The 20,938-nt window shown below is 69.3% G+C and carries 17 protein-coding genes; 8 read left to right on the top strand and 9 right to left on the bottom strand.

Annotated features, from left to right (window positions below; translation table 11 throughout):
* Positions 1 to 112 precede the first annotated feature (112 nt).
* The 3 genes from RCR19_RS15395 to glmS form a co-directional block, all read right to left on the bottom strand.
* Complete coding sequence (locus RCR19_RS15395) at positions 113 to 1,558, bottom strand: NAD(P)H-hydrate dehydratase (protein WP_331265681.1); 1,446 nt, start codon at positions 1,556 to 1,558, stop codon at positions 113 to 115.
* Between the two features lie 40 nt (positions 1,559 to 1,598).
* On the bottom strand, positions 1,599 to 1,970 hold the full coding sequence (locus tag RCR19_RS15400; protein WP_115976072.1) for a holo-ACP synthase: 372 nt from the start codon (positions 1,968 to 1,970) through the stop codon (positions 1,599 to 1,601).
* Between the two features lie 262 nt (positions 1,971 to 2,232).
* Positions 2,233 to 4,080 (bottom strand): glutamine--fructose-6-phosphate transaminase (isomerizing), encoded by a 1,848-nt coding sequence (gene glmS / locus RCR19_RS15405; protein WP_331265682.1) that lies wholly within the window; start codon positions 4,078 to 4,080, stop codon positions 2,233 to 2,235.
* Between the two features lie 535 nt (positions 4,081 to 4,615).
* Between glmS and coaA the strand changes: the two genes are divergently transcribed.
* Together coaA and RCR19_RS15415 are read left to right on the top strand one after the other, a co-directional pair.
* On the top strand, positions 4,616 to 5,605 hold the full coding sequence (coaA, locus tag RCR19_RS15410) for a type I pantothenate kinase (protein ID WP_331265683.1): 990 nt from the start codon (positions 4,616 to 4,618) through the stop codon (positions 5,603 to 5,605).
* Between the two features lie 43 nt (positions 5,606 to 5,648).
* Positions 5,649 to 6,596, top strand: coding sequence for a DUF389 domain-containing protein (locus RCR19_RS15415; protein WP_331265684.1), 948 nt, complete (start codon positions 5,649 to 5,651; stop codon positions 6,594 to 6,596).
* On the opposite strand, the gene glmM is transcribed toward RCR19_RS15415, so the two are convergent.
* From glmM to rplM, 3 genes are all read right to left on the bottom strand, one after another.
* Positions 6,593 to 7,951: a phosphoglucosamine mutase gene (glmM, locus tag RCR19_RS15420; RefSeq protein WP_331265685.1), complete on the bottom strand. Its 1,359-nt coding sequence runs from the start codon at positions 7,949 to 7,951 to the stop codon at positions 6,593 to 6,595. The two genes, RCR19_RS15415 and glmM, sit on opposite strands and share 4 nt — an antisense overlap.
* 279 nt (positions 7,952 to 8,230) lie before the next feature.
* Entirely contained in the window at positions 8,231 to 8,743 is a 513-nt protein-coding gene (gene rpsI / locus RCR19_RS15425) for a 30S ribosomal protein S9 (RefSeq protein WP_059127196.1), read from the bottom strand.
* Positions 8,744 to 8,786: 43 nt separating this feature from the next.
* Entirely contained in the window at positions 8,787 to 9,230 is a 444-nt protein-coding gene (gene rplM, locus RCR19_RS15430) for a 50S ribosomal protein L13 (RefSeq protein ID WP_059127195.1), read from the bottom strand.
* Between the two features lie 449 nt (positions 9,231 to 9,679).
* Here rplM and RCR19_RS15435 point away from each other — a divergent pair, with 449 nt between their 5' ends.
* The 6 genes from RCR19_RS15435 to RCR19_RS15460 all read left to right on the top strand — a co-directional run bounded on the left by RCR19_RS15435 (position 9,680) and on the right by RCR19_RS15460 (position 18,187).
* Complete coding sequence (locus RCR19_RS15435) at positions 9,680 to 10,555, top strand: hypothetical protein (RefSeq protein ID WP_331265686.1); 876 nt, start codon at positions 9,680 to 9,682, stop codon at positions 10,553 to 10,555.
* 87 nt (positions 10,556 to 10,642) lie between these two features.
* Complete coding sequence (locus RCR19_RS15440) at positions 10,643 to 11,989, top strand: glycosyl hydrolase (RefSeq protein WP_331265687.1); 1,347 nt, start codon at positions 10,643 to 10,645, stop codon at positions 11,987 to 11,989.
* A gap of 263 nt (positions 11,990 to 12,252) precedes the next feature.
* The gene (locus RCR19_RS15445; RefSeq protein WP_331265688.1) at positions 12,253 to 13,704 is read left to right on the top strand and encodes a glycosyltransferase family 2 protein; all 1,452 of its coding nucleotides are present in this window, start codon (positions 12,253 to 12,255) and stop codon (positions 13,702 to 13,704) included.
* A 20-nt stretch (positions 13,705 to 13,724) separates the two neighbouring features.
* Positions 13,725 to 14,951, top strand: a complete 1,227-nt coding sequence (locus RCR19_RS15450) for a hypothetical protein (RefSeq protein WP_331265689.1) — start codon at positions 13,725 to 13,727, stop codon at positions 14,949 to 14,951.
* 16 nt (positions 14,952 to 14,967) lie between these two features.
* A complete protein-coding gene (locus RCR19_RS15455) occupies positions 14,968 to 16,068 on the top strand; it encodes an NDP-sugar synthase (RefSeq protein WP_331265690.1) in 1,101 nt (366 codons plus the stop codon).
* 49 nt (positions 16,069 to 16,117) lie between these two features.
* Positions 16,118 to 18,187: an acyltransferase family protein gene (locus RCR19_RS15460; RefSeq protein ID WP_331265691.1), complete on the top strand. Its 2,070-nt coding sequence runs from the start codon at positions 16,118 to 16,120 to the stop codon at positions 18,185 to 18,187.
* A gap of 49 nt (positions 18,188 to 18,236) precedes the next feature.
* On the opposite strand, the gene truA is transcribed toward RCR19_RS15460, so the two are convergent.
* The 3 genes from truA to RCR19_RS15475 all read right to left on the bottom strand — a co-directional run bounded on the left by truA (position 18,237) and on the right by RCR19_RS15475 (position 20,822).
* On the bottom strand, positions 18,237 to 19,079 hold the full coding sequence (gene truA / locus RCR19_RS15465) for a tRNA pseudouridine(38-40) synthase TruA (RefSeq protein WP_331265692.1): 843 nt from the start codon (positions 19,077 to 19,079) through the stop codon (positions 18,237 to 18,239).
* Between the two features lie 71 nt (positions 19,080 to 19,150).
* The gene (gene rplQ, locus RCR19_RS15470; protein WP_059127189.1) at positions 19,151 to 19,666 is read right to left on the bottom strand and encodes a 50S ribosomal protein L17; all 516 of its coding nucleotides are present in this window, start codon (positions 19,664 to 19,666) and stop codon (positions 19,151 to 19,153) included.
* A gap of 133 nt (positions 19,667 to 19,799) precedes the next feature.
* Positions 19,800 to 20,822, bottom strand: coding sequence for a DNA-directed RNA polymerase subunit alpha (locus tag RCR19_RS15475; protein ID WP_003966937.1), 1,023 nt, complete (start codon positions 20,820 to 20,822; stop codon positions 19,800 to 19,802).
* Between the last annotated feature and the right edge of the window lie 116 nt (positions 20,823 to 20,938).

Here is a 20,938-nt window from a genome sequence, read left to right on the forward strand (position 1 = left end):
AGTCTCTCAGAGGGCTCCCCCGCCTCTTCGACGCCGGTGCGGCGCGTGCCGTCCGCCACGACGGTGACGTCCCACAGGCGGGGCGGTCGCCCGGGGCCGCCCGGGAGGCCGGTCAGCCCCGTACGTCCCGCCAGGCCTCCGGGACGGCGTTCGCCACGTCGTGTGCCCCCGCGGGCGCGCCGTCCGCCGCGTACCGGCCCGCGAGACCGTGCAGATACGCGGCCGCACCGGCCGCGTCCCGGGCGGAAAGACCCGATGCGAGCAGTGAACCGGACAACCCGGACAGCACGTCCCCGCTCCCCGCGGTCGCGAGCCAGGGCGTGCCCGTGGCGTTCACCAGGACGGGCCCGCCCCCGGCGTCCGCCACCAGCGTGGTGGAACCCTTGAGCAGCACGGTCGCCCGGTAACGCGCCGCCAGTTCCCGCACCGCCGCGAGCCGGGCCCCCTCGACCTCCTCGCGCGACACCCCGAGCAGTGCGGCGGCCTCCCCCGCATGCGGGGTCATCACGGTGGGCGCCCCGCGGCCCCGGACGGTGTCCCGGTCGGCCAGCCGCAGCCCGTCGGCGTCGACGAGCACGGGCACGTCCGCCCCCAGCACCTCCGCAACGGTCGCCGCGTCGTCCCCGACGCCCGGCCCCACGACCCATGCCTGCACCCGCCCCGCCTTCGCGGGCCCGGTGTCGGAGACCAGCGTCTCGGGGAAGCGCGCGATCACCGCTTCCCCGGCGGGCCCCACATACCGCACGGCCCCGGCCCCGCCCCGCAGCGCGCCCGACACCGCGAGCACGGCCGCCCCGGGGTAGCGCGCGGATCCGGCGGCGATACCGACCACCCCGCGCCGGTACTTGTCGCTCTCGGCCTGCGGCAGGGGCAGCAGCGCCGCCACGTCCGCGTGCTGCAGCGCCTCGAGTTCGGCCTGCCCGGGCAGTTCGAGCCCGATGTCCACGAGGCGTACGGAACCGGCGTACTCCCGGGCCGGGTCGATGAGCAGGGCCGGCTTGTGGGTGCCGAAGGTCACGGTCAGATCGGCCCGTACGGCCGGGCCGAGCACCTCGCCGGTGTCGGCCTCCACCCCGCTCGGCAGGTCGACGGCGACGACGGCCGCCCGCGACTGCCCGACGAGCGCGGCGAGCCGCGCCGCGTCCGGCCGCAGGCCGCCCTTGCCGCCGATCCCGACGATTCCGTCGACCACGAGGTCGGCACGCCGGATCGCCTCCTCGGCGGCGCCCACGGACTCGGGACCGCCCGGCACCACCGTGCCGCCCGCCCCCCGCAGGGCCGCGAGCCCGCCCTGATGGGTCCTTTCCGGCGCGAGCAGCACCGCCGTGACGCCCGCTCCGCGCCGGGCCAGCCGCGCCCCGGCGTACAAGGCGTCACCGCCGTTGTCCCCGCTGCCCACCAGCAGCACCAGCCGGCTGCCGTACACCCGTCGCAGCAACTGAGCGCAGGCCGCGGCCAGTCCGGCGGCGGCGCGCTGCATCAGCGCACCCTCCGCAAGCCGTGCCATGAGCGAACGCTCGGCCGCCCTCACCGTCTCCACGCTGTACGCAGTACGCATACCGTCGAGTCTCCCTCACGACCGCGGGTAGGGAGCGGACCTACCCCTCCGCCACGACGACCGCCGAGGCCACGCCCGCGTCATGACTGAGCGACACGTGCCAGGACTTCACGCCGAGTTCGGCGGCGCGGACCGCGACCGTGCCCGTCACCCGCAGCCTCGGCTGGCCGCTGTCCTCGACGTAGACCTCGGCGTCGGTCCAGTGCAGCCCGGCGGGCGCGCCCAGGGCCTTGGCCACCGCCTCCTTGGCCGCGAACCGCGCGGCCAGGGAGGCGACACCGCGCCGCTCCCCGTTCGGCAGCAGCAACTCCTGGTGCAGGAAGAGACGTTCGGCCAGACCCGGCGTGCGCCTCAGCGACGCCGCGAACCGGTCGATCTCGGCCACGTCGATGCCGACCCCGATGATGCTCATACGGAGCACCCTACGGCGGCCCGCCTCCGCTCCCCGGTCTCCGCCGACGCGTCCGTCACGACCGGCTGCCGGCCTGCGGCGACCGTTCCGCACACGCCTGTGCCGAACGCCGGGGAGCGCCCGCTCGGGAGGGGTCCCGGAGTCTCGGGCCCCCGGCGAACAGGCCGCCACCGCCGCGGCCGTCGACTCCCCCGTTCCGTGTCCCTGCCCGACTCGAACTCCCGGGCCGGGCGTTCGAGTCGTGTTCACAGGCCCCGAGGGCTCATTCCACCGTCACCGACTTCGCCAGGTTCCGCGGCTGGTCCACCTCGTTGCCCCGGGCCGTCGCCAGTTCGCAGGCGAAGACCTGGAGGGGTACCGTCGCGACCAGCGGCTGCAACAGGGTGGGCGTCGCGGGGATGCGGATCAGATGGTCCGCGTACGGGGCCACCGTCTCGTCGCCCTCCTCCGCGATCACGATGGTGCGCGCACCCCTCGCACGGATCTCCTGGATATTGGAGACGATCTTGTCGTGCAGGACCGAGCGCGCTCGGGGCGACGGCGCGACCACGACGACCGGCAGGTCCTCCTCGATCAGCGCGATCGGCCCGTGCTTCAGCTCGCCCGCCGCGAAGCCCTCGGCGTGCATGTACGCCAACTCCTTGAGCTTGAGGGCGCCTTCAAGGGCCACCGGATAGCCGACGTGCCGGCCCAGGAAGAGCACGGTGTTCTTGTCGGCGAGCGAGCGCGCCAGCTTGCGTACCGGCTCCATGGTCTCGAGCACCCGCTCGACCGCGCGGGAGATCTGCGACAGGTCGCGGATGACGACATGGATCTCGTCACCCCACTTGGTGCCGCGCACCTGTCCCAGGTAGAGGGCCACGAGATAGCAGGCGACGAGCTGGGTCAGAAACGCCTTGGTCGAGGCGACCGCGACCTCCGGGCCCGCATGCGTGTACAGCACGGCGTCCGACTCCCGGGGAATCGTCGACCCGTTGGTGTTGCAGATGGCCAGCACCTTGGAACCCTGCTCACGGGCGTGCCGCAGGGCCATCAGCGTGTCCATGGTCTCGCCGGACTGCGAGATGGCGATGACCAGCGTGCGCGGGTCGAGGATCGGGTCCCGGTAGCGGAACTCGCTGGCCAGCTCGACCTCGCACGGAATGCGTGTCCAGTGCTCGATGGCGTACTTGGCGATCATCCCGGCGTGGAAGGCCGTGCCGCACGCCACGACCACGATCTTGTCGACCTCGCGCAGTTCGGCGGCCGAGATCCGCAGTTCGTCCAGGCGCAGCGAGCCGGAGGCGTCGATACGGCCGAGCAGGGTGTCGGCGACCGCCTTGGGCTGCTCGGCGATCTCCTTGAGCATGAAGTAGTCGTAGCCGCCCTTCTCGGCGGCCGAGGCGTCCCAATCCACGTGATAGGACCGGACGTCGGCGGGGCGGCCGTCGAAGCCGGTGACCGTGACGCCGTCCCGGCGCAGTTCGACCACCTGGTCCTGGCCCAGCTCGATCGCGGACCGGGTGTGAGCGATGAACGCCGCGACATCCGAGGCGAGGAAGGCCTCGCCCTCACCGACGCCCACCACCAGCGGGGAGTTCCGCCGGGCGCCGACAACCACGTCCGGCTCGTCGGCGTGCACCGCCACCAGGGTGAACGCGCCGTCCAGCCGCCGGCACACCAGCCGCATCGCCTCCGCCAGGTCCGCCGTCACCGCGAACTCCTCGGCGAGCAGATGGGCGACGACCTCGGTGTCCGTGTCGGAGGCGAGCACATGGCCCCGCTCCGCCAGTTCGGCCCGCAGGAGCGCGAAGTTCTCGATGATCCCGTTGTGGACGACGGCGACGCGGCCCGCGTTGTCGAGATGCGGATGCGCGTTGACGTCGGTCGGTGCGCCATGGGTGGCCCAGCGGGTGTGCCCGAGACCCGTGGTGCCGGCCGGCAGCGGCCGATCCACCAGCTCCTTCTCCAGGTTGACCAGCTTGCCCGCCTTCTTGGCGGCGGCCAGGCCCCCGTCCGCGAGCACGGCCACGCCCGCCGAGTCGTATCCCCGGTACTCCAGCCGCTTCAATCCCGCCACGACCACGTCGAGCGCCGACTGCGGCCCCACGTATCCCACAATTCCGCACATGTGCCGCAGCCTACGGTCCGGGGGACGTCCCGACCTCTCGAAGCGTGCCCGAAATCGGAAATTCCCACTGGCGTACGAACGCCCGTGGGCCGAAGCACACATGACTGACCGGGTACTCGTGATCAACCAGTGCTGGAGAGCGGCACCGAGTGTGGCGAAAAGTGCTCGCCCGGACGACTGGGGCGGGGACGTGGGAATCCGACGTGGGGATCCCCCTGTGCGTCACCGAAGCCGAACTCCGCCGGGCCAAGGGGCTCGGAAAGGTACGCGTCATCGCGCGCATCCAGGCGCGCTGCTGCACGCGCCTCGGCCGGCACGGCCCGCCGCGACACCGTCGGCGGCCGGCCCGTCGTCCGGCCTCGGCGGGCGATTGAGCCATCCGGATTACCCGGTCCGCGAAGGCACCACGGACCGGCCGGATCGGCCAACGGACGCGACGGCGGACGAAATCGGCCACCCCATCGGCATGTCCGCGCCAGGCGGACGTGACGCACCCCACCCCACAGTCCGGTTCGAACTCCGTTAACAATGGACTGTGATCTCTCCGGTCTCTTCGATGCCCCGGAGCGCCCACCGGCCAAGGCCGGAGGCGACTCCCTACGTCGACCTCACCCGTGCCGAGTGGAGCGCGCTGCGCGACAAGACGCCGCTGCCGCTGACGGCCGAGGAGGTCGAGAAGCTGCGCGGTCTCGGCGACGTGATCGACCTCGACGAGGTGCGGGACGTCTACCTCCCGCTGTCGCGGCTGCTCAACCTCTATGTCGGCGCCACCGACGGCCTGCGCGGGGCCCTGAACACCTTTCTCGGCGAGCAGGGCTCCCAGTCCGGCACACCGTTCGTCATAGGTGTCGCAGGCTCCGTGGCGGTCGGCAAGTCGACCGTCGCCCGTCTGCTGCAGGCGCTGCTCTCCCGCTGGCCCGAGCACCCGCGGGTGGAGCGGGTGACCACCGACGGCTTCCTGCTGCCCACCGAGGAACTCCAGGCCCGCGGGCTGATGGCGCGCAAGGGCTTCCCCGAGTCCTACGACCGCCGGGCGCTGACCCGTTTCGTCGCCGACATCAAGGCCGGCAAGGACGAGGTGACGGCCCCGGTCTACTCGCACCTGATCTACGACATCGTGCCCGGTCGCACGCTCACCGTCCGCCGCCCGGACATCCTCATCGTCGAGGGCCTCAACGTGCTCCAGCCGGCCCTCCCGGGCAAGGACGGCCGTACCCGGGTCGGCCTCGCCGACTACTTCGACTTCAGCGTGTACGTCGACGCCCGCACCGAGGACGTCGAACGCTGGTACCTCAGCCGCTTCCGCAAGCTCCGCCAGACCGCCTTCCAGGACCCCTCGTCGTACTTCCGCAAGTACACGCAGGTCGCCGAGGAGGAGGCCCTCGACTACGCCCGCACGATGTGGCAGACGATCAACAAGCCGAACCTCGTGGAGAACATCGCGCCGACCCGCGGCCGCGCCACCCTGGTGGTGCGCAAGGGCCCGGACCACAAGGTGCAGCGGCTGAGCCTGCGCAAGCTGTAGGACAGCCGTTCGGGTCAGCGGTGCGGCCTGTTAAAAAGGCGTCATGCTGCATCTGCGCGTGATCTCTCCGGAAGAGAAGACCGACGACGTGGTGCGTCTGATCGAACGGACGGTCGGCACCGCCCACCTGGTGATGTTGCGAGGGGCAGCTCGCAACCCCGCCGGGGACCTGGTGATGTGCGATGTCGCCCGCGAGGCGGGTGACGAACTGATCAGCGCGCTCCGGACGTTGGGGCTGGACCGAACCGGCTCGATCGCCGTGGAGAACATCGACCTGTCGCTCTCCGAGCGCGGCCGGAAGGCCGAGAGGGATGCCCCGGGCGAGGGCGCCGACGCGGTGCTCTGGGAGCACCTCACGGACGCGACGCACGAGGAGTCGACACTCTCGGTCACCTACGTGGCCTTCCTCACGCTGGCCACGATGATCGCGGCCTGCGGTGTCGTCCTCGACAACGCGATCCTGATCGTCGGCGCGATGGCGGTGGGCCCGGAATTCGGCCCGCTGGCAGGCCTGAGCACGGCGCTCGTGCGGCGGGCGTCCCGACTGGCTCTCCGCTCGCTGAGCGCGCTTCTGGTCGGCTTCGCGGTGGCCATGCTGGTGACCGTGGGGTTCACGTACTTCATGGACGCCGTGGACCTGTTCAGCCGGGTCAGGCTGGATGCCGTGCGGCCCAACACCGCCTTCATCTACCAGCCGGACGCCTTCTCGTTCGTCGTCGCGGTCCTCGCCGGCGTCGCCGGCACCCTCTCGCTGACCTCGGCGAAGTCGGGGGCGCTCGTCGGCGTGGCGATCTCGGTGACCACGGTCCCGGCCGCCGCGAACGCAGCCGTGGCCTTCACCTACAACGAGTACCGCCAGGCATGGGGCTCCACCGAGCAGCTCCTGCTGAACCTGCTGGGCATCGTGCTCGCCGGCACGGTCACCCTGCTGGCCCAGAAGTGGTTCTGGGCCAGACAGCGTGAACGCAACTCCGGAGCCGGGCGTCCCTAGCCGAGCGCCGACTTCACCGCGTCCGCGAGACGGCCGGCCACGGACCGCGCCTGGTCGATGTCTGCGGCCTCGACCATGACCCGCACCAGCGGCTCGGTGCCCGAGGGACGCAGCAGCACCCGCCCCGTCGACCCCAGCTCCCGCTCGGCCTCGGTGACGGCGGAGGCGACGTCGGCGGACGTGCCGACACGGGACTTGTCGACGTCGGGGACGTTCACGAGGACCTGCGGCAGCCGCTCCATCACCGAGGCGAGGTCCTTGAGCGTGCGGCCGGTCTGCGCCACCCGTGCGGCCAGCAGCAGGCCGGTCAGCGTGCCGTCACCGGTGGTGGCGTGGTCGAGGACGATGACGTGCCCGGACTGCTCGCCGCCGAGCGCGTAGTCCTTCTCCTTCATCTCCTCCAGCACGTACCGGTCACCGACCGCGGTCTGCACCAGATGGATGCCCTCGCGCTCCATGGCCAGCTTGAAGCCCAGATTCGACATGACCGTCGCGACGACGGTGCCGGAGCGCAGTGCGGAACGCTCCCGCATCGCCAGCGCGAGTACGGCCAGGATCTGGTCGCCGTCCACCTCCTCGCCCGTGTGGTCCACGGCGAGGCAGCGGTCGGCGTCGCCGTCGTGCGCGATACCGAGATCGGCGCCGTGCTCGACGACGGCGGCCTTGAGCTTGTCCAGGTGGGTCGAGCCGCAGCCGGCGTTGATGTTCAGGCCGTCGGGCTCCGCGCCGATCGTGACGATCTCGGCGCCCGCCCGAGTGAACGCCTCCGGGGAGACCCGGGCGGCGGCGCCGTGGGCCTCGTCGAGGACGATCTTGAGCCCTTCGAGGCGGTTCGGCAGGACGTCGAGGAGGTGGCCCACGTACTGGTCGAGGCCCTCGCCGTAGGACGTCACGCGTCCGACCCCGGCGCCAGTGGGCCGGTCCCAGGGAGCGCCGGTGCGGTGCTCCTCGTACACGGTCTCGATCTTGTCCTCGAGATCGTCGGCCAGTTTGTGGCCACCGCGGGCGAAGAACTTGATCCCGTTGTCGGGCATGGCGTTGTGGCTGGCGGAGAGCATCACACCGAGGTCGGCGCCGAGCGCACCGGTCAGATACGCGACGGCCGGGGTGGGCAGGACTCCCACGCGCAGCACGTCCACGCCCGCGCTGGCGAGCCCAGCGACCACGGCGGCTTCCAGGAACTCCCCGGACGCACGCGGATCCCGTCCGACCACCGCCTTCGGCTTGTGGCCCTCGAACGTACCCGCCTCGGCCAGTACGTGTGCCGCTGCCACGGACAGACCGAGTGCCATCTCGGCCGTCAAATCCGCGTTGGCGACGCCGCGTACGCCGTCCGTACCGAAGAGTCGTCCCACTGTGTCGTCCTCCGAACGTTGCTGCGATTGTGCGGCTCATGCCGAGTGTCCGGACAGGGACGGGCTACGTACACTCCCCGGACCTGTCTTCAGGCTTATCACCCGCGTCCGTACCGAGACCGTCGGGATTGCTCCATAAGCTCCACAAGCCGAACTCCATAAGCCGGGGATAAGCGCCACTCCCCGTAAACGAACCGCCCCGGCGGCACAGAGCGTGCTGCCGGGGCGATGCGTGCGCGCTGCAGGCGGTACGACGCCCGCAGCGACCAGCGGATGCGATCAGCGCTTGCTGTACTGCGGGGCCTTGCGGGCCTTCTTCAGACCGGCCTTCTTCCGCTCGACCGCGCGGTCGTCGCGGCGCAGGAAGCCGGCCTTCTTCAGCGCACCACGGTTGTTGTCGACGTCCGCCTCGTTCAGCGCACGGGCGACACCGAGACGGAGCGCACCGGCCTGACCGGAGACGCCGCCACCCGCGATGCGGGCGATGACGTCGTAGCGGCCGTCCAGCTCGAGCACCTTGAAGGGCTCGTTGACTTCCTGCTGGTGCACCTTGTTCGGGAAGTAGTCCTCGAGGGTGCGACCGTTGATCTTCCACTTTCCGGAGCCCGGAACGATCCGGACGCGGGCGATGGCGTTCTTGCGACGGCCCAGGCCGGCGGCCGGCTGGGGCTCGCCGAAGCGGGACGCGAGGGACTCGGAGGTGTACTCACCCTCCACCGGGACATCGGTCTCGGTGGTGTAGCTGTCGATGTCAAGCTCTTCGAGCGGCTGCTCGGCAGTGGTCTCGGCCACGATTCTCCTCAGATTCTCTTCTGGTCTTAGGGGGTGGCCGGACTTACTGCGCGACCTGGGTGATCTCGAACGGCACCGGCTGCTGGGCAGCGTGCGGGTGCTGGTCACCCTTGTAGACCTTCAGCTTCGAGAGCATCTGACGGCCCAGGGAGTTCTTGGGGAGCATGCCCTTGACGGCCTTCTCGACGGCCTTCTCGGGGTTGTTCGCCAGCAGGTCGTCGTAGCGGACGGAACGCAGACCACCCGGGTAGCCGGAGTGGCGGTACGCCATCTTCTGGGTCCGCTTGTTGCCGGACAGGTGCACCTTGTCCGCGTTGATGATGATGACGAAATCGCCGGTGTCCACGTGGGGCGCATAGATCGGCTTGTGCTTGCCGCGCAGCAGGGTGGCGGCGGTGGTGGCCAGACGGCCCAGGACGACGTCCTGAGCGTCGATGACGTGCCACTGACGCGTCACATCGCCGGGCTTGGGGCTGTACGTACGCACGGTTCGTAGCCTTCGCTTCTTCAGTGAGGATCCTGACAAGGTCACCGAAGACGATCACGACAGCCCAGACCGCACTGCGGTGACGCAAGCCGCGTGCAGGTCGCTGGTCATCGGCCCGGTGGACCGGTGTAAGGGCCCCTCACGTGAGAATGAGCAAGCCAATACACATAACGAACAGCCAGGATAACGGGGGCATCCACATGGGTCAAAACGAAGGGGCCCGCGCCTGTCCTGGCGGTTTCGGCGCCGCGGCACCGCCGATCGCCCCCGCGACGGCACCCCGCCGGGCGTGCCGGACCCGGTGACCTCGCCCTCAATGGTCGGACAGGCTGGATTTGCCTGGGCTGCCACACAAAGCGGGAGCCTGTCCATTCTGCCTCCCGGTCCCGCCGTCCCGGGGGCTCACCGAAGGGAACAGGACCCTCCGCGGCCCGTCTAAGATGCGCCGCATGAGTTATGGGCAGGGGGAGCCCCCGTGGGATCCCTGGAAACCGACTTCCCAGCAGTCCGAGCGGGGTAGCCGCAGCGACACCCCCGACTGGGCCGCGCTCGCCGAAGCCTCCGAGGCGCGCAACAAGCGCCGTCGGCTGCTGCTGATCCTCGGCGGCGCCCTGGCCACGGTCGCCGTCGGCGCCGCCGTCGCCGTGGCTGTCGTGTCCGCGAACGGCAGCCCCGAGGCATCGGACAAGCCGTCCGGCTCACTGCCGGGCACCGCGGACCTCCCCAGCGGGAGTGCCGCGACCGTTCCGACCTTCGCCCCCACCTCGGCCCCTCCTCCGCTGGACCCGATGGACTTCATATCCAGCGTGCAGAAGGACAAGGCCCCGATCAGCGCGGACACGCTGTTCCCCGGCACCCAGCTGACCGTGGGCACGAACGTCTACAAGAAGGGGCCGACGGCGGACACCACGAAGTGCGCCTCGGCCGCTCAGAACACGCTGCCCGCGGTGCTCACCAAGAACCGCTGCACCCGTGTCATCCGTGCCACCTACACCAAGGACGGCGTCGCGGTGACCGTCGGCGTGGCACTCTTCGACACCACCGACCAGGCGACGAAGACCAAGCAGCAGGCGGACAAGAAGAGCTTCGTCACCTCGCTGTTCGGCAAGGGCGTGCCCACGTTCTGCCGTAAGACGGTCTGCCGTTCCACCACCAATTCCTACGGTCGCTACGCCTACTTCACGCTCGCCGGCTTCACGAACGGCAAGGACGTGACGGCCAAGGACGCCAAGGTCTTCACGGCAGGCGACGACATGGCCGAGTTCGCCTTCCGGCAGATCCGCCGCCGCGGCGAGGTGCAGGCGGCCGCGGCCGCCGACCAGTGATACGCCGCGCGTCCGCAGACCACGGGCGTCCCGGGGAACACCGGGACGCCGTGCGGTCGATCACGGGATCGGCCTGACGTCATGCGGATGCGAGGACGCATCGGTCTGCTGGGGGCGATCGGCGCGGCGGTGACGGCGCCACTGGCGGTGTGGGCCTGGCCGGACAAGGCACCGGTGACGGTCGCGACCGATCTGCGGGAGCGGGACCCCAGGGCCACCCCGGCCGCACGCCGGGTGTACGCGATGCTGGCCGGCCTGGAGAACGACGCGCGGCACGGCCGCCCGAGCCGTACGGTGATCGGTCAGCACGTGGAGCTGCAGAACGAGCGGTACAACCCCCAGTACGGCGACTACCACGGCATCAAGCAGCCGGGCTACTACTACCGCAAGGCGAAGGACATCACCGGGCGGCTGCCCGGGTTCGTGGAGCTGGACCTGGGCCCCGGTTACGGACAGCCGGGCTGGGCGGTGGGCGAGTCGCGCTCCTACTCACGCTCCTGGCCGAGCTGCCGCCGGATGTGGGGGTACGTCGACGACGCCGTGGATCTCGCCCTGGGTGTCTGGGCGGGCCTGCCGCGGTCTGACGACGGCTCGTACCATCCCTCCGGCAGCCACTGGGACTGCGCGTCCGGAACCGAGGTCTCCCTGCCGCACAACGGGGGCGGCCCGGCGGGCATCGTCGGTTTCTCCTTCCACCAGCCGTACCCCGGAAGCCCGGTCAAGGGATTCGCACAGACACAACAGCGCAACTCCCCCGCCGCCCACGACCCCGGCTGGTTCGCCCGGGTGATCACCCCGGGCACCTCGGAGCACCAGAACCTGCTGCACGACCTCGACTTCCTCGCCGACCACCTGGGCTATCTCGCCGACCACGGGGTTCCGGTGCTGCTGCGTCCGTACCACGAGATGAACACAAAGCCCGGGCACGGCTTCTGGTGGTCGGGCCAGGACCCGGACCACTTCCGGCAGTTGTGGCGCGTGACGTACGACCACCTCGTGGGGCGGCGCGGACTGCACAACCTGATCTTCGTATGGGCGCCGAACTCCTGGGACGGCTCGTACGGCCGCGAGCCCCGGCCCTACTACCCCGGCGACCGTTACGTGGACGTGGTGGGGGTCGACGACTACAGCGGCAGCCCCACAGAGCCGTTCGGTGCGGGGGCCTGGACGGAGATCTGGTACCGCGGACTGGAGCAGTACGGCAAGCCGCGGATCGTCGCCGAGTCCTTCCACGTGCCGCTCAACGCCGCCCGGCCGGACACCCTGGACAGGACACCGTGGGTGCTGTGGACCGTGTGGGGCCAGGCACTGTCGTACGACAACGCCACGTCCCCCCGCAAGAAGAACACGGGGGCGGATGTGCAGCGGACCTACCGGTCTCCCAAAGTGATCAGTGGCGGAAACTGGGCACACTCAGTCACGAATCGACATTGAACATCTACAAGTCGGTTAACTTTTGACTACAACATTCACACTCGCTTCTCTTACACGCCTAAAATGTGTAAGCATCATTCACCTGTTCGGCCGGTGATCTGGGCGCCCGAGGGGGGGCATCTGAGGGGCAGCGGCCGAGACGCCGAAGTGGCGTTCGAGGACGCGCAACCCAGGGCACAGGCATGCGACGCGCACAGTGCGTCATGCCCGCCTGCCCGCTTCCTCGAGGCGCCGACCGATCTCACGGGAGTTCCGCAGTCGTCATGGCATCGACACTGGTCGACGGGAGCGTGCCGCATTCACGGCACAATCAGAAGCTCACCCAGCGCACCGCGGCATGGAAGCCAGGGATCATCCCCTTCCTGCTGCCCTTCATCCTGCTGGTCGCCATGGGCCTGTGGACCTACCGGCCCAGTTCGTCGGCACTCAGCTGGGTCCTGACCATCGTCTGGTCCCTGCCGGTGGTGGGCGTGATGGTCGGCATCCAGGGTGCTCTGCTGATCCGCCGCCGGGTCCGCCAGAGCGACCGGATGATGGATCCCGCACCGGTCGACCAGGACTTCCTGATCGTCCTCTGCCCCACCATCGGACGGCACGACACCTACCCGGCCCTTGAGCGCTCGGTCCTGTCGTACGTCGAGCACATGCCCGAGTGGTTCCCGTACATGCGCGTGGACATCCTCACCGAGGAGGGCTGCGAGGCGGCAGAGGCCATCGACCGGCTCGCCCAGTCCCACCCGCTGATCCGGGTGATCACCGTGCCGAAGGACTATGTCCCGGCCAACGGCACCCGGTTCAAGGCCCGTGCCAACCACTACGCCCACGAGCTGCGCATCGCGGAGGGCGAGGCCCTCGACTACGTCTGGGTGCTGCACATGGACGACGACACCGGCGTCGGCCCCGACACCGCGACCTCGCTGGCCCAGTTCATCAACCGGCAGCGTCGTGCCCACCCCGACGAGGCCAAGCACATGGCCCAGGGCATCCTCACGTACCCCCGCGAGAACGCGGTCAACCGGTTCACCTGGCTCGCGGACGCGGTGCGGCCCGCCGACGACATCGCCCGTTTCCGCGCGCTGACCGGCCTCGGCACCCCGGCCGCCGGTGTGCACGGCGAGCTGCTGGTGCTGCGCGCCTCCATCGAGGCCACCATCGGCTGGGACTTCGGCCCCAAGGAGATCGTCGAGGACGCCCGACTCGCCCTGACCTTCTGCCGCAAGTACCCCGGCCGCAGCGACTGGTTCAACGGCCGCTGCTACGGCGCCTCCCCCGCGAACTCGGCCGACTTCATCAAGCAGCGGGAGCGGTGGGCCTGGGGCCTGGTGGCGCTCTGCTTCAACAAGGCCGTGCCCTGGCGCTACCGCTGGTTCCTGTCGATCTGCGTGGCCACCTGGATCCTCGGCCCGCTCCAGCACATCGCCGCCGTGCTGCTCCTCGGCTGGCTCGTCAACGACATGAACACCTCGCCCGTGACCCAGTCCGTGGTCATCCTGTGGTCCCTCAACTTCGCCTACGTGATCTGGACCTACTGGGAGGGCCTGCGACTGAACGCGCTCGCGTCGGTCAGTGGCCGGCGCAAGTGGTGGGAGCCGATCGTCGTGGTCGCGCTCATCCCCGTCTTCTCGGTGCTGGAGGGCCTCGGAGGCTTCAAGGGCTTCCTGAAGTTCGTCCGGCGTGAGGAGAACAAGTTCGTCGTGATCGCCAAGCCCGCCTGACCGCCCGGAAGACAACTGACATGCGCTCGCGACTTCCCCTGCTCGCCATCTTTCCGGTGACCGTCCTCACCGTCGTGGTGGGCACCCCCTTCGTCCTCGGCGACCACCCGGTGCGCTGGGAGGCGGGCTCGGCCATGCCCAAGATCGTCAAGGGCGACGCCGAGGAGCCCGCCGGCCCGGCCGGCCAGTCCACGGACAAGACACCCGGCTCCTCCGCGTCCTCCTCCACCGACGCCCTCCAGGTCACCAAGCCCTGGAAGAAGGGCATGCCGCAGTGGGGCGTACAGCTCTACTGGGAGGAGGAGAAGAGCAAACGATCCGACACGTTCATCGAGGCACAGGCCGGCAAGCAGGCGAAGTACCTCATCGGCCTGGGCGCGAACTCGGTGTCGGTCTCGTTCCCGTTCTTCATCCAGAACTCCACGTCCAACAAGCTCTCCGCCGGCCCGAAGACCCCGTCCCCGGAACGTCTCGAACGGGTACTGAAGGTGTTCAAGGACGCCGGGTTCCGCACCACCGTCCGCCCGATCCTGGACGAAGGCACCCTGGAGCAGTCGAACGGCTGGCGCGGCAGCATCGAGCCCGCCTCGCGCTCCGCCTGGTTCGCCTCGTACAAGCAGTTCCTCGCCCCGTACCTCAAGGCCGCCGAGGACACGAAGGCGGACACCTTCGTCATCGGTACCGAGCTGAATTCCTTGGAAGGCGACGCCGGCTGGGGCACTCTGGTCAGCTACGCCGAGAAGGACTTCTCCGGCGAGGTCGCCTACGACGCCAACTGGGACAACTACGTCACCCGCCGGATCAACATGCCGGTCAACCACCTCGGCGTCGACGCCTACTTCCCCGTCAAGGTGCCGGACACCGCTCCGGTCCAGGACCTGGTCAAGGGCTGGAACGACTGGCTGGACAAGAAGGCCACCGGTTCGCTGCCGAACATCCTCGTCTCCGAGACCGGCATCGGCGCCATGAACGGCGCCTACCACGCCCCCGGTGACTTCTACGTCAAGCGAGCCGTCAACCCCCAGGTGCAGGCCAATTGGTACAACGCCGTCTGCCAGGTGGTGCAGGACCGGAAGATGCAAGGCATCTACTGGTGGTCGCTCTGGTTCGACGACGACCCCAACACCAAGCCCGACGACAAGGTCGCCTCCCGGCTCGACTTCGCCGGACGCCCCCTCTCGGAGAAGGCGATCAAGTCCTGCTTCACCTCTGACTACGCGGGACCCGGTACCGCCCCCACCAGCTGACCGAGCGGAGGCAATCATGCAAGAAGCCATCATCCTGGTGGGCGGCAAGGGAACTCGCCTGCGCCCGCTGACCAACCACACCCCGAAACCGCTGCTCAACGTCGCGGGCTCGTCCTTCATCCGGCACCAGATCGCCAAGCTGATGGACGCGGGGGTCGAGCACGTGGTGTTCGCCACCTCGTACCTCGCCAGCCTCTTCGAGGAGGAGTTCAAGGACTTCTCCCGGAATCTGCAGATCTCCTACGCCGTCGAGGAAGTCCCGCTCGGCACCGGCGGGGCCATCCGCAATGCCGCGCGCCTGCTGCGCGGCGGTGCTGCCGACGCACCCGTCCTCATCCTCAACGGCGACATCCTGTCCGGCGTGGACCTGCGCGCCATCCTGGCGCGGCACGAGGACAAGGACGCGGACGTCACCCTGTACCTCACCCGGGTCGCCGACCCGCGCGCCTTCGGTCTCGTCCCCACCGGCGAGGACGGCCGGGTGCTGTCCTTCCTCGAGAAGCCGAAGACGGCCGAGGAATGCGTCACCGACCAGATCAACGCCGGCTGCTACGTCTTCGGCCGGTCCGTCCTGGACACCATCCCCGCCGACCGCGAGGTCTCGGTCGAGCAGGAGACCTTCCCGCAGCTCGTCGCCGAGGGACGGCGCGTGTTCGGACACACCACCGAGGACTACTGGCGCGACCTCGGTACGCCGCTGGCCTTCGTCCACGGCTCGGCCGACCTGGTCACCGGCAAGGCGACCTCCCCGCTCGTGGAGACGCCCGCCGACAACCTGATCCATCCCACGGCCGTGATCGACCCGACCGCCCGCGTCACCGGTGGTTCGACGATCGGCCCGCAGGCCGTCGTCGGTCCGCATGTGATCATCGACCGCTCCATCATCGGCGCGAACGTCACCGTGGCCGAGGGCGCACGCATCCGGGAGTCCGTGGTCGACCACGACTCCTCGATCGGCAGCGAATCGTTCCTTCACGAGGTCGTCGTGGGCTGCCACTCCCATATCGGCGCGCAGAACGAGCTACCCGCCCAGCTGCGGCTGTCGTGCGGCATCCGCATTCCCGCCCAAGGGGTGCGCGTCAGCGGAACGGCTGTCGCCTGCCCGACGGTCCACTGAAGCAGCCGGCCGGCCCCCGCGGCCCCAACCGGGCATTTTCTGGAGAATCGTGACCACCCACGCCTCAACGGCCGTCAGTCCGCAACTTCCGCGACGGCATCGTTCGGAGCCCCAGCCGGACAAGACGGACCGCCTGCGCAAGTACCGCCCCGACATCCAGGGCCTGCGCGCGGTCGCCATCATGATGGTGGTCGCCATGCACTGCGGCATCCTCGACATCCACGGCGGCGTGGACGTCAGCTTCGTGCTCAGCGGCTTCCTCATCGGCGGTCAGCTCCTGGCGGAGATCGACAAGACCGGGAAGGTCTCACTCGGCAAGTTCTGGGCACGGCGCTTCCGCCGTCTGTCCCCGTCCATGGCGATCACCATCGTCGGCACCGCCGCCGCCGCGTGGATCTTCGGCAGCCCGCTGCGCTTCCGCGACTACGTGGCCGACGGTCTCAGCGCCTCCCTCAGCTTTCTGAACTGGCGCCTGGTCGAGAACGGCACGGACTACTTCGCCAACGACGGCAGCCAGTCCCCCTACCAGCACTTCTGGTCGCTGGGTATCGAGGAGCAGTTCTACGTCGTCGCCCCGATCCTGCTGGTCGTCGCGGTATGGCTCAGCCGCAAGATCTTCCGCAACCGATTCCTGGTGGTCCTGGGACTACTGGCCGTCATCGCAGGATCCTTCTACCTGGGCTGGACGAAGACGGCGGAGAACCAGCCGCTCGCCTACTTCGCCACCCACACCCGGATCTGGGAGATCACCACCGGCGTCCTGCTTGCCCTGGCCGCCCCGCTCGTATCCCGCATGAACACCGGATTCGCGGCTGTCATCACCTGGCTCGGTCTGGGCACCACACTGGTCACGGCCATGCTCATATCCGACGCGACCCCGCTGCCCGGCTACGCGGTGGCCGGTCCGGTCGCGGGCGCCCTGCTCGTGATCGCGGGCGGCTGCGCCAACCCCAGGTTCGGCGCGGAGCGGCTGCTCGACAACCCCGTGCTCGACTTCATCGGCAACGCCAGTTACGGCTGGTACCTGCTTCACTGGCCGCTGCTGGTGCTCTGGCCGTCCATCGTGGACCGCGAGTTCAGCATGTCCGACCGGTTCCGGGTGGCGGTGCTGTCCTTCCTGCTGGCCGTCCTCATGCACTACGTGGTGGAGCGCCGCTTCAAGCGGAATACACAGTTGGTGGCTCGGCCGTGGAAGGGCGTCCTCACCGGATTCGTCCTCACCGGCGTCACTGCCGGCGCGATGGTCGCCGCCACGAGTGTGCCGCTGCACCTGGCGACCGCCTCCTCGGGCGCGGTCGCGGTCGGATACACGAGCGAGGCGTCGGTCGAAAAGTCCGTGCAGCGCACGCAACTCTCCGCGGCAGTGCAGAGTGCGCTGCCGAGCGCCCCCAAGAACTCCGCCGAGCACGGGTGCATCGACAACTTCGACGTCAAGAAGTTCGTGATGCGCGACGGCTGTGTCGTCGGCGATCCGAAGGGCTCGAAGACGGTCGTCCTCATGGGTGACTCTCACGCCTGGCAGTGGAGCGACACCTACCACGAGGTCGGCAAGGAACTCGGCGTACGCGTGGTGACCATGACGAAGGGCGGCTGCTCGCCGCAGATCTACCACATCATCAATCCTCAGGTGAACCGCGAGTACACCGAGTGCGACAGCTGGCGCCAGTCGGCGTTCGCGGAGCTCAAGAAGATGCACCCGGATGTCCTCGTCATCGCGGACCGAGCCCGCCGTGAGGCGAACCGGGCCGGTGCCGAGGCCTCGTTCAAGGTGTTCAAAGAGACCGGCGCCAAGCTCGTCTACATGACGGACACCCCGGAACCCGGCCAGAACATCCCGGACTGTCTCGCCACGCACATCGACAACACCTCCCTCTGCAACCGCAAGCAGTGGCAGGCGCTGGAGTACACGGAATTCCGCACCATGGAGCGGGAGGTGGCCGAGAAATACGGCGCGGACATCATCGACACGACCCCCGCGTTCTGCGCAGCCGATGTGTGTCCGGCGGTCATCGGCGACCAGATCGTCTACTTCGACAACAGCCACATCACGTCGTCGTACTCGAAGACCCTGAAGCCCTTCCTGGAGCCGGCGCTGAAGCAGATCCTGGACAAGGCGTAGCCCTTCCAGGCCCCCCGGGGTTCCGCGGCGACCGCCGCGGAGCCCCTTTTCAGTGCACCGCGCCCCGCACCCGCCGCGCCTGCCGCTGCCGTTCGGCGAGTTGGTCGTCCGCCGGGTACGCGACCTCTTCCAAGGTCAACCCGAGCGGCCGTACGACATGGACGGCGCTGTCGCGGACACGGGCGTCGAGGACCTTCCGCGGCCACTCCGCACCCCGGTGTCCGTCGCCCACGAACAGCAGGGCCCCGACCATGGAGCGCACCTGGTTGTGGCAGAAGGCGTCGGCGCGGACCTCGATCTCGACGATGCCGTCCGCGCCCCGGCGCACCCCGAAGTCGAGGATCTCGCGGATCGTCGTCGCCCCCTCGCGCTTCTTCGCGTACGCCTCGAAATCGTGCTCCCCGACCAGGGTCCTGGCGGCGGCGTCCATCGCGGCGACGTCCAGGGGCCAGTCGTGCCACAGGACGTGGTTGCGCAGCAGCGGATCCGTGCCCCCGGGGTTGTCGGTGACGCGATAGACATAGCGCCGCCACATCGCGGCGAAACGGGCGTTGAAGCCGCTGGGCGCCTCTCTGAGCGCCCAGACCCGTACGTCCCTGGGCAGACGCCCTGCAAGCCGCTTCAGCAGCTTGCCGCTCTGCTCGGCCCAGACCTCCCGGGGCAGATCGACGTGGGCGACCTGTCCGCGCGCGTGCACCCCGGCATCGGTGCGCCCTGCCACGGTCAGCTCGTAGGTCTCCCGGGACCGGGTGACGGTACGCAGGGCGTCCTCGATCTCCCCCTGCACGGTCCGCCTGCCACCGGCCTGCTTGGCCCAGCCGTGGAAGTCGGTGCCGTCGTACGACAGGTCCAGCCGCACCCGTACGAACCCGGGCTGCACTTCGTCACTCACGTAGAGATCCTCTCAGGAACGCGAAAGCGGGCCCGCCCGGACGGACGGACCCGCTTTCTGCGAGGTCAACCTCAGGCGTCCTTGGACTCCTCGGCAGCCTCGACGGCCTCGGCCGGCTTGGCGTCCTCGACGACCTCTTCGGCCTTGGTCTCCTCGGCCTTGGTCTCGGCCTCCTTGACGGCGCGCTTCGTCGCCGCCTCGGCCTCACCGGTCGCCTGCTGGGCCACCGTCAGCGCCTCGACCAGCTCGATGACAGCCATGGGCGCGTTGTCGCCACGGCGGTTACCGATCTTGGTGATGCGCGTGTAGCCACCCGGACGGTTCTCGTACCGCGGGCCGATCTCGGTGAAGAGCGTGTGGACGACGCTCTTGTCCGTGATGACCTGGAGCACCTGACGGCGGTTGTGAAGGTCGCCCTTCTTCGCCTTGGTGACCAGACGCTCGGCGTACGGCCGCAGGCGGCGGGCCTTCGCCTCGGTGGTGGTGATACGGCCGTGCTCGAAGAGCGACTTCGCGAGGTTCGCGAGAAGCAGCTTCTCGTGCGCGGCACTGCCGCCCAGACGGGCACCCTTGGTGGGCTTCGGCATAGTTCTTCTCCTGTGTGTCTGCCCCGGCCGTATCAGGTACCGAGGTCAGTATCCGAGCAGGCGGGCGCCTGTCGGAGACCCCGCGCCCCGGGGGGCGCGGGGAGCTGCGCGACCAGCCGCAGCCGGAGACCGATCAGTACTGCTCGGTCTCCACAAAACCCGCGTCCGCGTCGTCGTCGGCACCGAAGGCGTCGGCGGCGGCGGTCGGGTCGAATCCGGGCGGGCTGTCCTTCAGGGCCAGGCCCATGCCGGCCAGCTTCGCCTTGACCTCGTCGATGGACTTCGCACCGAAGTTGCGGATGTCCAGCAGGTCCGCCTCGGAACGCGCCACGAGCTCACCCACCGAGTGGATGCCCTCGCGCTTGAGGCAGTTGTAGGAGCGGACGGTGAGCTCCAGCTCCTCGATCGGGAGCGCCAGGTCGGCGGCAAGGGCGGCGTCCGTGGGGGACGGGCCCATGTCGATGCCCTCGGCGTCGATGTTGAGCTCACGCGCCAGACCGAACAGCTCGACCAGGGTCTTGCCGGCCGACGCCATGGCGTCGCGGGGACGCATGGCCTGCTTGGTCTCGACGTCGACGATCAGCTTGTCGAAGTCGGTGCGCTGCTCGACACGGGTCGCCTCGACCTTGTAGGTGACCTTGAGAACGGGCGAGTAGATGGAGTCGACCGGAATACGGCCGATCTCCTGGCCCACCTGCTTGTTCTGCACGGCGGAGACATAGCCGCGACCGCGTTCCACGGTCAGCTCCATCTCCAGCTTGCCCTTGCCGTTGAGCGTGGCGAGGACGAGGTCGGGGTTGTGCACCTCGACACCGGCCGGAGGCGCGATGTCGGCGGCGGTGACCAGACCCGGGCCCTGCTTGCGCAGGTACATCACGACCGGCTCGTCGTGCTCCGAGGAGACGACGAGCTGCTTGATGTTGAGGATCAGGTCGGTGACGTCCTCCTTGACGCCCGGCACGGTGGTGAACTCGTGCAGGACACCGTCGATGCGGATGCTGGTGACAGCGGCACCGGGGATCGACGACAGGAGGGTACGGCGCAGGGAGTTGCCGAGGGTGTAGCCGAAGCCCGGCTCCAGCGGCTCGATCACGAACCGGGAGCGGAATTCGTCGACGACCTCTTCGGTCAACGAGGGACGCTGAGCGATCAGCATGTGTGGATCAGATCCTTCAGTCGTGGACGCCCGCTATATGACGCCCGACGGGGCCGCACCCGGAACGCAGAGGTGCGGGTACTGCAAGGGTACGGGCGGCACGTCCCGAAAGGGCC

This window comes from Streptomyces sp. WAC07094 (assembly GCF_036320405.1).
GTDB classification, from domain to species: domain Bacteria; phylum Actinomycetota; class Actinomycetes; order Streptomycetales; family Streptomycetaceae; genus Streptomyces; species Streptomyces lannensis.